Raw genomic sequence first — 15,249 nt, 5'->3', positions numbered from 1 at the left:
CTCCTTTTTTATCCTCTAACTACTGGACAAGTTAGACATGTTGGTCCACCTGTTCCTTTTACTGTGATTTCTTCACCTTTATATTCATAAACTGTAGCGCCTGCATCCAATAACTGCTGTTTAGTAACAGGGTTACCTGCAGGGATGACGCACACTCTCGGCGCTAGCGCCAAGACATTACAGCCTAAAGTGTCATATTCATCTTTCGGTACTTCAACTAACTGAATGCCACGCTCGATAAGCAATTGGCGCAAAAATACTGGCATTAAACGAGAATGTACCACTGCTAAATCCTTGTCCACCATACTAATAAAGGACATTAAGTGTAAGCATTCCGCTTCACCTAAGTCATGCGGGAGTTGTACAACGATAAATTCATCGACGACATCCGCTGTCATTTCCTTGATTTGACGAATAGCTTCGTCATTTGTGCGATATCCTCGACCAACTGCAAGTGTACGGTCATCAAGCCAAACAATATCCCCACCGTCTGAAACAGCATCACCTGACAATTCCCCAATGATAGCAATGTCTTTATTCTGTAAAAATTGTTTGTAAACATTTGCTTCAGGTTGTCTTAATTTCTTGCCAGATTTCAATATAATTGCACCGTGTGGTGTGAATTTAACAGGATCATGCGCGTAAAGCGAATCTAACCCTACTTCAGTAGACGCTGGCAAATAATCAATTTTTTCAACATACTTCTCAAGAATGGCGATAAATTCAGCATATTCTGTAAGCGCTTCATTATAATTCGGCTCTGATAGATAGTTGAAAGTTTTCCATTCATCTGTAAGATGCTCTTGGCTTATAAAAGCTTCTTTTGGATGTTTGACAATAACGTGTTTTAAAGGTGCATACATGGATGAACAATAATGCATACCTTTCACCCCTTTTCCGTGTAGTGGAAAACGTTTCCGTTAAGAGGAAAGTTTATATAAAAAATATATGTGTTTTATGTTATACTGTCAATATATTTAGAAAAATTTTATTATTCTCTTTTTGAAAGTACTTTCTTTTTATGCATCTATGAAGGAACTAGACGTACACCAAGAATAAAAATAAAATAAGATAGGAGGAGTGGGACAAGTATGCAATTATTAGAACGTGCAATGACCATTGCGAAAGTGTTAGCTTCAGATGCAACGGAAGGCAGTTTGTCTATTTCAGAGCTATCCACTAAATGCGATTTACCCTTAAGTACATTACATAGAATTTTAAAAGCGATGATTGCGCAAGGGATGATTGAACAAGACGAGCAAACGAAACACTATCGTCTCGGCACAATATGGATGGAATTAGGGCTCCAAGTGTATGATACGATGGACTACATTAGCAAAATTAGACCAGAATTAGAGCGCCTTGCAAGAGAAGTTGAGGAAAGTGTTTATTTAAGCAAGCCTGCAGGTTTAGATACAATTATTATCGAGAGAATTGATAGTGCAGCAAATCCTATTCGCATTTACGATCAACTAGGGATTCGCATTCCTATGCATATTGGTGCAGCCAATAAAGCGTTGTTAGCCTCTATACCGACTGACCAAGCGAAGGAAATTATGGATCAACTCGTTCCAGTTGAAGAAATGGCTGATTTGCAAGCGCAATTAGAACAAATACGCTTACAAGGCTATGCGATTAGTCACGGTGAGCGAACAGCGGGAACTTCCTCCGTTGCTGTAGCGGTTTATAATGGCTTTGGCGATATTATTGGTGCCGTTAGTATAGGCTTTGTCAGCTTTAACGTTAGCGACGAACATATCAATTTCCTTATACAACAGCTAGTAGAAACAGGGAAGCGCGTTTCTACAAAGCTTGGCTATCGCGGCAGGTAGTTTATACTAAAATAACACTGCTCAATGAATCTAGTGCCATTGTACAGTGTTTTTTTCATAGCAGTTTTTTGTCTGTAAAGGTTTTTTTCTTGAAAGGTTATGTGAAAACTGTTGCACTGAACGACTTCGTATGTTAAATTATTATGGTATGTGAAATACCGAACTGAAATAATAATCTTTCAGCATCAACTGTAAGGAGGGAATACAACATGCCAAAACAATGTGTAATCACTGGACGTAAAGCTCGTACTGGTAACAACCGTTCCCACGCTATGAACGCTAACAAACGTACTTGGGGCGCTAACCTTCAAAAAGTTCGTATCCTAGTTAACGGTAAACCAAAACGTGTATGGGTTTCTACTCGTGCTTTAAAATCAGGTAAAATCGAGCGCGTTTAATAGCCGCTTCTAAAAAATCGATTTCGCATATAGCGTAAATCGATTTTTTTCTTTCATTTTGATGTAAGGCAAACTACCAACCGCCCTTGTATAGCTTTTAAGCAGAAAAAATCCGACTGGCATCAGTCGGATTTTTTAGCTTCTTTCTTGTCTTTTTTAAATAGGTTGATACAAGTACGCGTAATACTACTCACAACTTTCGGCAATTGGAACGTATATACTTTCAGGACTCTCTCCCCCTTACGCTAATCTATGCTTCTTATCATTAAACATATGCCTTGCGTAAAGGATATAGACCCTAAAGTGCCTATTATTTCATTACTTGTAAAACGAGATGAACCTAATGATATTTCTTCGTTCGTCGTTTCATATTTAACATGTCTCAATGTAACCCCTTGAATTGGTTGCTCATGCGCAAAAAAAGACAAATAGCGATAGCGCTCATCCGCTTGAATTGTGTGCGTGCCTGGCACCAAAAATTGCAACATATTTGCATGATTAATAATTTTTAAGACAACTTGAGGATGCTCAGTCTGTAAACGATATATCGAACGAACAGCGGCTTCATAGTGATCTAAACGCCCACCTGTCACACCCGTTAATACAATGTCACTAGGCGAATAGCTTAGTGCCTTTAACAGCGCTAAATCGGTATCCGTTTCATTCTTTTCTTCTTGAAAACGCTGTGAATCATTGGCATGCTCCATCACATATTTATATTCTTCTTGTGATAATGAGTCAAAATCGCCAACAATAGCATGTGGTATAATGCCTTGCTCAATTAAATATAGTGCTCCTCGGTCCGCACCGATAAATAGAACGTCATCACGCTTTTTATATGGCTCAAAGGAACAAAGCTCCTGTTTGGGACCGCCTGCACATACGACAACAGTGGTCATCCTTTCATCGCAGCCTCACCAGCGGCTAAAATCTCTTGCAGGGCCGCTGTGCGGTCTTCTTTACTGTAAATTGCTGAGCCCGCTACAAAAATAGTTGCTCCTGCTTTGGCACATGGAACAATCGTTTCGGCATTAATGCCACCATCAATTTCTATCGCCACGTCTAAGTTACGCTCTTTAATAATTGTTGATAGCGCTTCAATTTTTGGTACAACCGAATGAATGAACTTTTGACCACCAAATCCAGGATTCACTGTCATAAATAACACCATATCAATATCTTCTAAAATGTGTTGAATCGATTCAATTGGTGTATGTGGATTTAAAACAACCCCTGGCTTCACACCATATGAACGAATCAATTGAATCGTGCGGTGTAAATGGCGACAAGCTTCAACATGGACCGTAATATAGTCCGCTCCTGCTTTAGCAAATTGTTCGATATATTGATCTGGATTTTCAATCATTAAATGAACATCTAACGGTAAATCAGTTAAAGGACGAATGGCATCTAAAACAATCGAGCCAAATGAAATATTCGGTACAAAATGACCGTCCATCACGTCGATATGAATAAGCTTTGCACCTGCTCGTTCTACGTCTTTTACTTCTTCTCCTAGTTTTGCAAAGTTTGCTGCTAAAATTGATGGTGCTATTTGTATCATCATTAATACCTCGGCTTTCGATCCATAATTTCTTGCATAAATTGTTCGTAATGCTTGTAACGGTACTCACGAATTTCTCCCGCTTCAACCGCTGCCTTTACTGCACATTTAGGTTCCTTTAAATGCAAGCATGCTCTAAATTTACAGTCCTCAGCAATTCGTGAAATCTCTGGGAAACATGCACCTAACTCTTCCTTTTCAATTTCATCAAAATCGAAAGAGCTAAACCCTGGCGTATCCGCTAATAAGCCATCACATACTTCTATTAGTTCCACATGACGAGTCGTATGCTTGCCTCGTCCTAAGCTCTGCGAAATAATGCCGGTTTTTAAATTTAAATCTGGAATTAACGTATTCAGTAACGTTGATTTTCCTACACCGGATTGTCCAGCAAGTACCGATGTTTTGTCCTTTAAAATTGGCTGAAGACGTTCAACTAATTCTTCTTCACCCTTATAAGTTTGCAGCACTGTATAGCCCATATTTTCATAATCTTCTATATAACGCTGTAATTCATCACGCTCATTGTCATCCACTAAATCCATCTTTGTCAGACAGATGATTGGATGTACATGGAATGATTCTAAGACGACTAAGAAACGATCCAATAAAATCGTATTAAAGTTTGGCTCTTTTACTGAAAACACTAAAATGCCTTGATCGATATTAGCAATCGGCGGGCGCACTAATTCATTTTGACGATCAAGTATTTTTTGAATCGTACCATCTGAACCTTCTGTTTCAAGTGTATATTCAACAAAATCGCCGACAAGTGGAGATTCTCCGCGATTGCGGAATACCCCACGTCCTCGACATTGTATGAGCTCTTCACCATTATAAACATAATAATAGCCACTTAATGCTTTACGAATTTGGCCTTGCGCCATCCAATTCCCCCTTATTTAACATCATCATAGCTGAAGCTTTTAGACTCAATAATTTCCGAGTCCCGGATAATTTTATAAGCCGCTTCTTCACCTTCTACAATGACAAGTTGTATTTTGTATTGTTGGTCACTCGTAATCGTAAATTCATCAAAAGTTTTCACCATTGTATGATCTTTATCTTGAATTTCAATGCGTATTACTTGTTCAGCGCCTTCTTCTTTCGGTTCATATGGAATTAAAACATTTTTAATAAATGTTTTCACTGGCTTTTCAGCAGGTCCTTTACTTAAAACAACTGCTATCGTATCGCCTTCCATTAAGCTAGTACCTGGCTTTGGCGTTTGTGAAATGACACTACCTGCAGGAACTGTCTCATTAAACTCTTCGCGAACAGTGCGCCATTTTAGCCCTACTCTTTTTACGTAATCATCCATTTGCGCTTTCGTGTAATTCGTAACACTATCGACTGTAATCATTTTTACGCCTTGGCTTATTGTAAACGTAATCGTTGCATCTTTCGCAACGACTTCTGTTCCTTGTGCTGGATCTTGCTCAATAATTTGACCTTCCGGCTGATTAGAATGCACGTAATTTTTTTGAATTAACAATTTATCTTTTAATAAAGCTTCAACTTGATTAATTTGTTGCCCCGTATAGTCATCGATTTTAATCTTTTCTAGACCAAGACTGACAATTAGCTCTATTTCAGTCCCTTTGACACGCTTGGCATCTTTTGCTGGGTCTGTCTCAATGACTTTCCCCTCTTCAACTTCCTCAGAATTGCGCTCCTCCTGTTGTTCTGCGACAACAAAGCCCGCTTCTTGCAATTTTTTCGTAGCCTCTTCGACGGTTAAATTCGTGACATCCGGCACCGCGATTTTTTTCGGACTAAATACATCGGTTGCCAATAAAATAAATAAGAATATGGCCATTACCACTACAATAAGCGCTACCACTATTGGCCATTTTTTCTTTTGCTTTTTAACCGGAGCCGGCTTTTCAACAGGTTTCTTGGCCTTCGGTTCGACTTTCGATTGTAGGATCGGTTCCATTGCCCTTGTTTGCGTTAAATCCTCTTCTTTGCGTATCTGCTGTTCCTTAATAATGGGAATAGCTCTCGTCGCATCATTATCAATAGGAATCGTAAACTTCGGTTCATTAATACGTGCGGATGATAAGACCGTCTCTAAGTCCTCTTGCATTTCTTCCACCGTAGCATAACGATGAGATGCATCTTTAGCCGTTGCCTTTAGCACTACATTTTCTAAACTTTGCGGAATTGTGCCATCAAATGCACGGACAGATGGTGTCTCCGATTGTAAATGTTTTAGTGCAATTGAAACCGCTGATTCACCCGAAAATGGTAATTCCCCTGTTAGTAATTCATATAACACAATGCCTAGCGCATAAATATCTGATTTATTTGTAGCGGTTCCACCACGGGCTTGTTCTGGTGATAAATAATGCACAGTACCAAGCACAGAGTTTGTTTGGGTAAACGATGTAGCACTAAGCGTCATCGCAATGCCAAAATCCGTTATTTTCACATTGCCATCCGCATCCATTAAAATATTTTGCGGTTTAATGTCACGGTGAATAATATGATTGTCATGAGCATTGGCAATTGCTGACGTTAATTGCTTCATAATATGCACACTTCTCGCAGGCGAAATTGGTGCATATTCTTGTATGTACTGCTTTAACGTCTTTCCTTGAACATATTCCATTACAATATAATGCAGATCTCCATCATCACCTACATCATAAATACTCACAATATTTGGATGTGTAAGGCTTGTAACTGACAGTGCCTCACGTTGAAAACGTCGATGTAATTCCTCCTCATTGGTGAAATCATAACGTAGTACTTTTATTGCTACATCCCTATTTAATATCATATCATGCGCCAAGTATACATTGGACATGCCTCCGCCACCAATGAGTTCTAAAATTTTATAGCGGTCACTAATTCGTTTTCCTACAAGCATACTTACACCTCCTCATCTTGCCTTGTGAGTAACACGAGGGAGATATTGTCTTCCCCCCCGCTTGCATTTGCTAATTCCACAAGTTTTCGTCCTTTTTCTTCAATTAAATCTGGATAGGTAATGATTGATGCCATTTCATACACTGATAGTTTATTACTTAAACCGTCAGAACAAATGAGTAAATACGATTCTGGCGCGAGCTCTACTTCATAAAAGTCTGGTTCAATTGTTTCCTCTGTTCCAACAGCTTTTAAAATGAAATTTTTCTTCGGATGCGTTAATGCTTCCTCTTCACTAATTTCACCATTTTCAAGCAAAACATTAACGTATGAGTGATCTCTTGTTATTTGTTGTGCGCCATCTTCAAAGAAATAATACACGCGACTATCACCAACATGTGCTATGAAGCAATGATTTCCTTCAATTAACACGGCAATAAACGTCGTCCCCATTCCTTTACAGTCTTCGTGTGATAAAGAATAGTCAAAAATATTCGTGTTCAAATGCTTCACTGCTTGACGTAACCATTCTTTTTTTGATGTCATAGTTGCAAAATGATGTGCCTCAGCTTGTAAAAAAACAGTTTCCATTTGTTTCATTGCCATATCACTCGCTACATCGCCAGCATTATGACCACCCATGCCATCTGCGACAAGTGCTAGTGCAAGTCCATCTGGTCGTTTAAAAAATGCAGCACGATCTTCATTAATTGCTCGTTTTAAACCAATATCACTTTCGACTGTGTATTTCACCACTGGTCACCTCGTTTCCTCAGATCTCTCTTTCGCACGTAATTGTCCGCATGCCGCATCAATATCAGAACCTTGCTCTCTGCGAATTGTTACGTTAATACCATTTTTCTTTAATGTTTTTTCAAAAGCAAAAATTTTACTACGAGATGTACGAATATAATCACGTTCAGGTACGTAGTTTACAGGAATTAAGTTGACATGGCATTTAATTCCTTTAATTAAAGCAGATAGTTCTTCTGCCACTTCAACTGAATCATTTTCACCCGACATTAAACCATACTCAAAACTAACACGTCGTCCAGTTTTTTTCGTGTAGTAACGCACCGCTTCCATTAATTCATCCAATTTGTACGCACGGGCAATTGGCATTAATTTTTGACGCGCCTCTTGGTTTGGTGCATGCAATGATACAGCAAAGTTAATTTGCAGTTGTTCATCCGCAAATTGATAAATTTTAGGAACTATACCAGATGTCGAAACTGTAATATGACGTGCCCCAATGTTTAAACCTTTTTCATGATTGATGACTTTTAAGAAGCTCATCATTGCATCATAGTTATCGAAAGGTTCGCCGATGCCCATAATAACGATATGCGACACACGTTCATTTACTTCATCTAAAGCTTGTTGTACTTTGACAACTTGCTCCACAATTTCACCAGCTAATAAATGGCGCTTTAATCCACCTAAAGTTGATGCACAGAATGTACAACCAATACGGCAGCCAACTTGCGTTGTAACACATACCGAGTTGCCATATTCATGACGCATTAAAACCGTTTCAATAGAGTAACCATCTTGTAACTGGAATAAAAATTTAATCGTACCATCTTTCGATTCCTGCTTAATAAGCGTCGACAATGTTGTTAAAGCAAAGCTTGCCTCTAGCTTGTCACGTAATGATTTTGATAGGTTAGACATTTCTTCGAATGTTTTCACACGTTTATTGTATAACCAATCAAAAATTTGCGCAGCACGGAATGGCTTTTCACCGTTTTCTTTTAGCCATTCTTCTAATTGATGTGGTTGTAGTGAATAGATTGATTCTTTTAAATTGGGTTTTTCTTTTTTCACTCGTCGAACGGGCTGCTCTTCCGCTTCCTCGACTAAGTCATTAATACGTTCATTAAATTGCTCTTGATCCACCATTAGTTGGATTCTCCTTTTTTACGAAAGGCCGCGACGAAGAAACCATCACTGCCGAAGTCTTGTGGGAAGACTTGAAGCATGCCATTTGCCTGCTTTTCCGCTAATTTTGTTGGTAAAGATTCTAGTTGTATCGCTTCCATTTCTGGATGCTCTGTTAAAAAGGCCTCAACAGTGCCTTCGTTTTCTTGTTTATCGACTGTACATGTACTGTACACCAGTTTGCCCTCTTTTTTCAGTACTTTCGTAGCTGCATCAAGCAGTGCCAACTGGATTTTTTGAAGATTTTCTAAATCCTCTTCACGCTTCGTATATTTAATATCGGGTTTACGACGCATGACACCCAAACCACTACATGGCGCATCTACTAACACAGCGTCAAACGATTCCGCTTGTAAAAAATCAGGCGCTTTACGGCCATCGATTGGTGCTGTTTCTACTATCTCAAGTCCTAGACGTTCTGTATTATGGTCGATTAAATCTAATTTATGTGGATGTAAATCTGTTGCCAAAATGGAACCTTTATTGCCCATTTTTTCTGCTAAATGTGTTGTTTTACCACCCGGTGCTGCACACATATCTAAGACGCGCATCCCTGGAGAAGGATTCAACACATTGGCAGGAATCATCGAACTTTCATCCTGTATTGTAATAAGCCCATCTTGAAACGCTTTTGTTCGAGCAGGCTGACCGTTTGTAACATGTAAACATTCAGGCATTAAATCGCTTTGCTGTGCCGTTAAACCTTCTGCTTGTAAGCTAGCAATCGCCTGTTCGGGCGTCGCCACTGTCGTATTAACACGCACTGTCTGTACTGGCGGCACATTATTTTCATGCAACATAGCAGTAGCTACTTCGAAGCCGTAATTTTCGACAAAGCGCTCGACTAACCATTGTGGATGACTTGTTTCAATAGCAAGTCGTTCGATAGGATTTGCTAGTTCTTCAATCGAGCGTACGCCCTGACGTAAAATAGAACGCAAAATTCCGTTGACTGTAGAAGCGATCCCTTGATGTCCACGACGTTTTGCAATTTCTACCGCTTCATTGACAGCTGCATGCGGTGGTATGCGCGTTAAATAATGCATCTGGTATAGCGATAAACGCAGTAACCAACGCACCCAATGATCTAGTTTACCACGAATAAATGGCTCTAAATAGTAGTCGAGGGTCATTTTATATTGCAACGTACCATACGTAATTTCTGTTAACAGTGCACGATCTTTCGCTTCAATTTTATGGCGCTTAATCGTTTCGTGTAACAGTAAATTACTATACGCTTGATTTTTATCTACTGCTAATAGGATAGACAGTGCGGCATCTCGTACATTGCCATCCCAAATTACTACGCTTTTTTTACTCATTTAAACTGGTCCCCGATCTGTAATTTTGAACCTGTACCTCGCAAATAATCCTCTGCCGTCATTCGCTTTTTACCAGCCGGCTGAATGTCATATAGTGCAAGTGCTGTACCATTGCCAGCCGCCACCTCAAAATGATCCTTTGCAATGGCTACGACTGTTCCAGGTTTCGCATTATGTTGTGTTTGCCCAACCTTTGCCCACCAAATTTTGAAATTTCCTTCTTCAAAAGTTGTGTAGGCTACTGGCCATGGGTGAAGTCCACGCACTTGATTGTATAAAGTCGTGGCATCCTTTGTCCAATCAATGCGTTCTTGTTCACGAGAAATATTGCTTGCAAATGTTACTTGGGTTTCATCTTGTACTGTACGGCTATTTGTTCCATTTATAATAGAAGGAAGTGTTTCTTTTAATAGGTCACAACCGACAACACTTAATTTATCGAAGAGACCACCTGTATGGTCATCTTCTTCAATGGCAATGGCCTTTTGTGAAATGATATCGCCTGCATCTAATTTCTGCGCCATATACATAATCGTAACGCCTGTCTCTTTTTCACCGTCAATAATTGCTTGGTGAATGGGCGCTCCTCCACGGTATTTAGGTAAAAGAGATGCGTGCACATTAATACAGCCAAGCGGTGGTGCATCAAGCAATTCTTTCGGTAAAATTTGCCCAAAGGCTGCTGTAATAACGATATCCGGCTGTAATTCAAGTATTTGCTGTAGTTCTTCAGAGCCACGTAGCTTTTCAGGTTGAATAACTGGTAAGCCTAATTCCAATGCCGCCGCTTTAACAGGTGGCGGTGTTAATACGCGCTTGCGTCCAACAGGTCGGTCTGGTTGCGTCACAACTGCTTTAATATCATAGCCCTCATTGTGTAGCATACGCAAAATTGGCGCTGAGAAATCAGGTGTTCCCATAAAAATAATTGACGTCATGTTATTCCTCCTCTTGTGCGTACAGTTCTTCAAGCTCTTCTTCCGTTACAATACGTTTGATTTTCGAATCAAATAAAATACCGTCTAAATGATCAATCTCATGTAAAATCGCTCGCGCTTCAAAACCTCCTGCTTCAAGCTCATACACTCGCCCTTCACGGTCACACGCTTCAATTTTCACATAGTCAGGACGCTCAACTTCACCATATAATCCTGGGAAACTTAAACATCCTTCGATATCAACCTCTGCACCATCCGTTTTAATAACAGTAGGGTTAATCATTTCTAAAATATCTCGTTCCTCGCCTAGCTCGACAATCGCCACGCGTAAGCCAACATTTATTTGAGGTGCGGCAATACCTACGCCATCATATTCCACCATTGTGTCATATAAATCATCAAGTAATGCAATAATTTCTTCATTAATTTCTGTTACTTCTGCACATGGTGTTGATAAAATTTTTGCTGGATGTTCGATTACTTTTTTGATTGCCATTGTTCGTTCCTCATTTCTATTATATCAGGCGTTCTTGCCTTTATTTTAATGGTCGGTAATTCGCCATTTAATCAATTAACACGTAATCTTTTAGCCTCTTTATATCGTAGACGGGTCTAAATCGACCGTCATTAATATGCCCTGTTTGATCCATTCTGCTCGATACATTGCAAGCAACCGTTGCAAGACAGGTATCAGATTTGGTTCAATTTTATATTTTATCAAACATTGATAGCGATATCTATTTTGGAGACGGCTAATACTTGCTACCGTTGGGCCAATAATCGATACTTGCTGTGATAAATTTCCTCGTAGCCAATCCGCAGCACGCCCTGCATATTCCGCCGCCATCATAACATCCTCATGCGATACTTGGATAAGCGCAACGAAATAATAGGGTGGATAGCCTGAACGTCGGCGTAAAAACATTTCTCGCTCATAGAATGGCTCGTAATCTTGTACTTTAGCTAATTCAATTGCATAATGTTCGGGTGTATACGTTTGGATAACGACCTCACCAGGCTTATCATGGCGCCCCGCTCTACCACTTACTTGTGTCAGCAATTGGAAAGTACGCTCCGCTGCACGGTAATCCGGTAAATGCAATGAAGTGTCGGCACTCAGCACACCTACAAGTGTAATATTAGGAAAATCAAGTCCCTTTGCAATCATTTGCGTACCGAGTAAAATATCGGCTTGTCCCTCACCAAATGCTTGCAAAATCTCTTCATGTGCCCCTTTATGCTTTGTTGTGTCGACATCCATTCTTAGCACTCTCGCTTCTGGGAAAAGCTTAAATATTTCTTCCTCTACTTTTTGCGTACCTGTACCAAAATATCGAATATGTTCACTTTGACATTGCGGGCAAATTTGCGGCACATGCTCTTCATAACCACAGTAATGGCACTTCAACTTTTCTGTTGTGCGATGATAGGTAAGTGAAATATCACAGTTCGGACATTGTACGACTGTTCCACAATCACGACATAACACAAATGATGAATACCCTCTACGATTTAAAAATAACACCATCTGTTCTTGTCGTTCGAGGCGACTTCTTATACCTTCTATAAGTAGCTCTGAAAACATTGAGCGATTGCCTTTTTGAAGCTCTTCTCGCATATCTGCAACATAGACAGTTGGCATGGCTTGATGCATTGCCCGTTGTTTTAATGTTAGTAGTGTATAAACACCTTTTTTTGCACGAGCATACGACTCTAACGCAGGTGTCGCACTACCTAAAATAACTGGACATTGATAAAACTGGCTGCGCCAAATGGCCACATCTCTCGCATGATAGCGTGGAGAATCTTCCTGCTTATATGTTGATTCATGCTCCTCATCTAAAATGATGAGCCCTAAATTTGTAAAAGGTGCAAAAATGGCTGAACGAGCACCAACGACAACCCTTACTTTACCTTGCTGAATTTTGCGCCATTCATCATACTTCTCACCAACTGATAATCCACTATGCATGACCGCCACCATTTCACCAAAGCGACTACGGAAACGCTCCGTCATTTGCGGCGTTAAAGAAATTTCAGGCACGAGCATAATGGCTTCCTTGCCATTATTTAAAACCTTTTGAATCGCTTGCAAGTAAACTTCCGTTTTCCCACTGCCTGTTACACCTTGCAATAGAAAAGTGGAAGCAGATTGTGTTTCAATAGAATGCGAAATGGCCTCTAAGGCAACTGCTTGCTCTGCTGTTAATTGTAAAGATTGTGTGCGTGCAACATCTTTTGTAAAAGGATCACGATATACTTCTTCTTGTATAAAACAGGCTGCTCCTTTATCAATCACTGCTTGTAAAACAGCAGCAGACACGGCTGTTTCCTCAAAAATTTGCTGCGGGGAAAAAATTTCACCTAAATGGGAAGCCATCCATTCAATTAAAGCACGTTGCTTTGCAGCTCTTGATGCCTCTTGTAACGCATTGTTGAGCGCTTGAGCATCTTCGGCAATCTTAACCATCCGCACTTCTTTCACATTACCTTGTTGCTTCACAACATTTTCTACTTTAACGACATTCTCAGCAATCAGTTGTTTGAGTAACGGCAATAACCCAGCACGCTCAAATTCTTTAAAGTTTACCTGTTGACGTTTGCCAAAAATCTGCTGTACTTCTAAAGGTAATGTCGCGAGATCCTCTTGTACTTTCACCATTTTTTCATACTTGGCCCGCAGTGCGGAAGGAAGCATTACTTGTAACGCATCAATTTCATAGCAAATTGTTTCATTTTTAAGCCACTTTGCCAGCTGCAACATTTCTTCCGTAAAAACAGGCTCAATATCTAAAATTTGCGCAATCGGCTTAATTTTGTTTGCAGGAACTTCGGTGTCATTTTTTAAACCGACAACAAACCCTAGTACGTTACGCGGCCCAAATGGCACTTTTACACGACAGCCTTTTTCAATCACTGCATGCCACTCTGCGGGAACAGCATAATCAAATGAACGATCAACATGGTATGTTGCAACATCCACGATAATCTCAGCATATAAACTCATTGCGCCTCACCTTGTAAAACATACTGCCATAAAGCTTGTGCAAACTGGTGTGCATCTGAGACATCAACTAATTGCTCTTTTATTTTTGCTGTATGACTAAAATCAATCCATTCATCGGATACGACTTGCAATATTGGTTGACCTATAACGGTTTGTCCAAATGTCACTGCCGTCAGCCCTTCGATGGATAGCATTGGCGCATTGTCAATTGTCGGGATAGTAGCCGCGTGCAGCAATAATGCCTGTGGATATTGCTTTGTTAAGCGCTCTACTTCTGCTAACATGTCGTTGACATCGGAAGCATCCCCATCCAAAAGAATGACATGTGCGCCTAGTGCTTGTGCTTCTTTTGCTAATGCTTGACCAATGCGACCATTTGCCTTTGAACTTATAATATGTTGATTATCGAAAGGGATAGACCAAGCACCGGCTGTAACAAGTACTGTTTTACCAGCTAGTGGCTTCGCTTGTGCTGAAAAATAATCGACTACTATAGCTGTAATTTTTTCAGGTTCCTCTAAACGACCTTTCCCAACATACCCACATGCTAAAAAGCCTTCTGACGGTTCAATAAATTGATAGCCATCTGCTGCTAGTTGTGCCAAATTGCGCTTCACTGCCGGATGTTCATACATATGAACATTCATTGCAGGCGCAAGCCAAACTGGCGCAGTTGTAGCAAGTAATGTCGTCGTCACCATATCATCCGCAATGCCATTGGCGAGTTTGCCAATCACATTGGCGGTTGCCGGTGCAACTAATATTAAATCTGCCCAATCTGCTAAATCGATATGGGCAATGACATTTGAATCTTTCTCATCGAATGTATCGTAATAGACATCATTTTTGGACATGACTTGAAAGCTTAACGGGTTGACAAACTGGCGCGCTGACGCTGTCATGATGACCTTCACCTGGAAACCCGCCTGTGAGAGCTTACTTACGAGCGCTACAGCTTTATAAACCGCAATACCACCTGAAACACAAAGTAAAATATTTTTATTCATCTACAATGTCGTCCTTTCAAACGATAAGCTCCCAAAGGATTATTCCTCGGGAGCTCTCGGCATTTTTGTATAATCAAAAAATCACTGCAGATTTTAACATTAACTTGGCAAAAGCTTTGTTCCATCAATGTTAGATTAGATTTCGTCTTCGTACACAGCTGACTCATCTTGTGATACTTTCGTCAGCACACCTGCCGCTACCTCTTCAAGTGCTTTTCCTACGTATTTATAGGAAACGTACTTGTGTAGGCGTTCAGTACCTTCTACTTCTTGCATTTGGCGCGCACGTTTTGACGCTAAACTTACTAAAGAATATTTTGAATCGATTTCTTTTTTTAAGGCATCTACTGATGGGTATAACATAGG

16 protein-coding genes are annotated in these 15,249 nt (G+C 40.1%); 2 read left to right on the top strand and 14 right to left on the bottom strand.

What is annotated here, in order from left to right; all coding sequences use genetic code 11:
* Positions 1-8: 8 nt before the first annotated feature.
* On the bottom strand, positions 9-881 hold the full coding sequence (locus ACKVEV_RS21890; RefSeq protein WP_409368323.1) for a dimethylarginine dimethylaminohydrolase family protein: 873 nt from the start codon (positions 879-881) through the stop codon (positions 9-11).
* A gap of 210 nt (positions 882-1,091) precedes the next feature.
* Here ACKVEV_RS21890 and ACKVEV_RS21885 point away from each other — a divergent pair, with 210 nt between their 5' ends.
* Together ACKVEV_RS21885 and rpmB are read left to right on the top strand one after the other, a co-directional pair.
* Entirely contained in the window at positions 1,092-1,832 is a 741-nt protein-coding gene (locus ACKVEV_RS21885) for an IclR family transcriptional regulator (protein ID WP_409368322.1), read from the top strand.
* Between the two features lie 209 nt (positions 1,833-2,041).
* Complete coding sequence (rpmB, locus tag ACKVEV_RS21880; protein WP_173477799.1) at positions 2,042-2,230, top strand: 50S ribosomal protein L28; 189 nt, start codon at positions 2,042-2,044, stop codon at positions 2,228-2,230.
* Between the two features lie 122 nt (positions 2,231-2,352).
* On the opposite strand, the gene ACKVEV_RS21875 is transcribed toward rpmB, so the two are convergent.
* From ACKVEV_RS21875 to rpoZ, 13 genes are all read right to left on the bottom strand, one after another.
* A complete protein-coding gene (locus tag ACKVEV_RS21875) occupies positions 2,353-2,424 on the bottom strand; it encodes a hypothetical protein (protein ID WP_409370607.1) in 72 nt (23 codons plus the stop codon).
* Positions 2,425-2,475: 51 nt separating this feature from the next.
* Positions 2,476-3,129, bottom strand: coding sequence for a thiamine diphosphokinase (locus ACKVEV_RS21870; protein WP_409368321.1), 654 nt, complete (start codon positions 3,127-3,129; stop codon positions 2,476-2,478).
* Positions 3,126-3,794 (bottom strand): ribulose-phosphate 3-epimerase, encoded by a 669-nt coding sequence (gene rpe, locus ACKVEV_RS21865; protein ID WP_409370606.1) that lies wholly within the window; start codon positions 3,792-3,794, stop codon positions 3,126-3,128. The genes ACKVEV_RS21870 and rpe overlap by 4 nt, the downstream gene beginning before the upstream one ends.
* A 2-nt stretch (positions 3,795-3,796) precedes the next feature.
* Entirely contained in the window at positions 3,797-4,681 is an 885-nt protein-coding gene (gene rsgA / locus ACKVEV_RS21860) for a ribosome small subunit-dependent GTPase A (RefSeq protein ID WP_409368320.1), read from the bottom strand.
* An 11-nt stretch (positions 4,682-4,692) separates the two neighbouring features.
* Positions 4,693-6,669, bottom strand: a complete 1,977-nt coding sequence (pknB, locus tag ACKVEV_RS21855; protein WP_409368319.1) for a Stk1 family PASTA domain-containing Ser/Thr kinase — start codon at positions 6,667-6,669, stop codon at positions 4,693-4,695.
* A gap of 2 nt (positions 6,670-6,671) precedes the next feature.
* Positions 6,672-7,421: a Stp1/IreP family PP2C-type Ser/Thr phosphatase gene (locus ACKVEV_RS21850; RefSeq protein WP_409370605.1), complete on the bottom strand. Its 750-nt coding sequence runs from the start codon at positions 7,419-7,421 to the stop codon at positions 6,672-6,674.
* Between the two features lie 6 nt (positions 7,422-7,427).
* Positions 7,428-8,570 (bottom strand): 23S rRNA (adenine(2503)-C(2))-methyltransferase RlmN, encoded by a 1,143-nt coding sequence (gene rlmN / locus ACKVEV_RS21845; RefSeq protein ID WP_409368318.1) that lies wholly within the window; start codon positions 8,568-8,570, stop codon positions 7,428-7,430.
* Positions 8,570-9,931 (bottom strand): 16S rRNA (cytosine(967)-C(5))-methyltransferase RsmB, encoded by a 1,362-nt coding sequence (gene rsmB / locus ACKVEV_RS21840; protein WP_409368317.1) that lies wholly within the window; start codon positions 9,929-9,931, stop codon positions 8,570-8,572. The genes rlmN and rsmB overlap by 1 nt, the downstream gene beginning before the upstream one ends.
* A complete protein-coding gene (gene fmt, locus ACKVEV_RS21835) occupies positions 9,928-10,869 on the bottom strand; it encodes a methionyl-tRNA formyltransferase (RefSeq protein ID WP_409368316.1) in 942 nt (313 codons plus the stop codon). Before fmt ends, rsmB begins: the two co-directional genes overlap by 4 nt.
* Before the next feature lies 1 nt (position 10,870).
* Entirely contained in the window at positions 10,871-11,365 is a 495-nt protein-coding gene (def, locus tag ACKVEV_RS21830) for a peptide deformylase (RefSeq protein ID WP_409368315.1), read from the bottom strand.
* Positions 11,366-11,464: 99 nt separating this feature from the next.
* Positions 11,465-13,876: a primosomal protein N' gene (gene priA, locus ACKVEV_RS21825; RefSeq protein ID WP_409368314.1), complete on the bottom strand. Its 2,412-nt coding sequence runs from the start codon at positions 13,874-13,876 to the stop codon at positions 11,465-11,467.
* On the bottom strand, positions 13,873-14,883 hold the full coding sequence (coaBC, locus tag ACKVEV_RS21820; RefSeq protein WP_409368313.1) for a bifunctional phosphopantothenoylcysteine decarboxylase/phosphopantothenate--cysteine ligase CoaBC: 1,011 nt from the start codon (positions 14,881-14,883) through the stop codon (positions 13,873-13,875). The genes priA and coaBC overlap by 4 nt, the downstream gene beginning before the upstream one ends.
* A gap of 135 nt (positions 14,884-15,018) precedes the next feature.
* Entirely contained in the window at positions 15,019-15,246 is a 228-nt protein-coding gene (gene rpoZ / locus ACKVEV_RS21815; protein ID WP_024362090.1) for a DNA-directed RNA polymerase subunit omega, read from the bottom strand.
* Between the last annotated feature and the right edge of the window lie 3 nt (positions 15,247-15,249).

The organism is Lysinibacillus sp. 38-6, from assembly GCF_046245175.1.
Classification (GTDB): Bacteria; Bacillota; Bacilli; order Bacillales_A; family Planococcaceae; genus Lysinibacillus.
The sequence above is the reverse complement of the archived record's forward strand: the minus strand, read 5'-3'. Positions and strand labels throughout refer to the sequence as shown.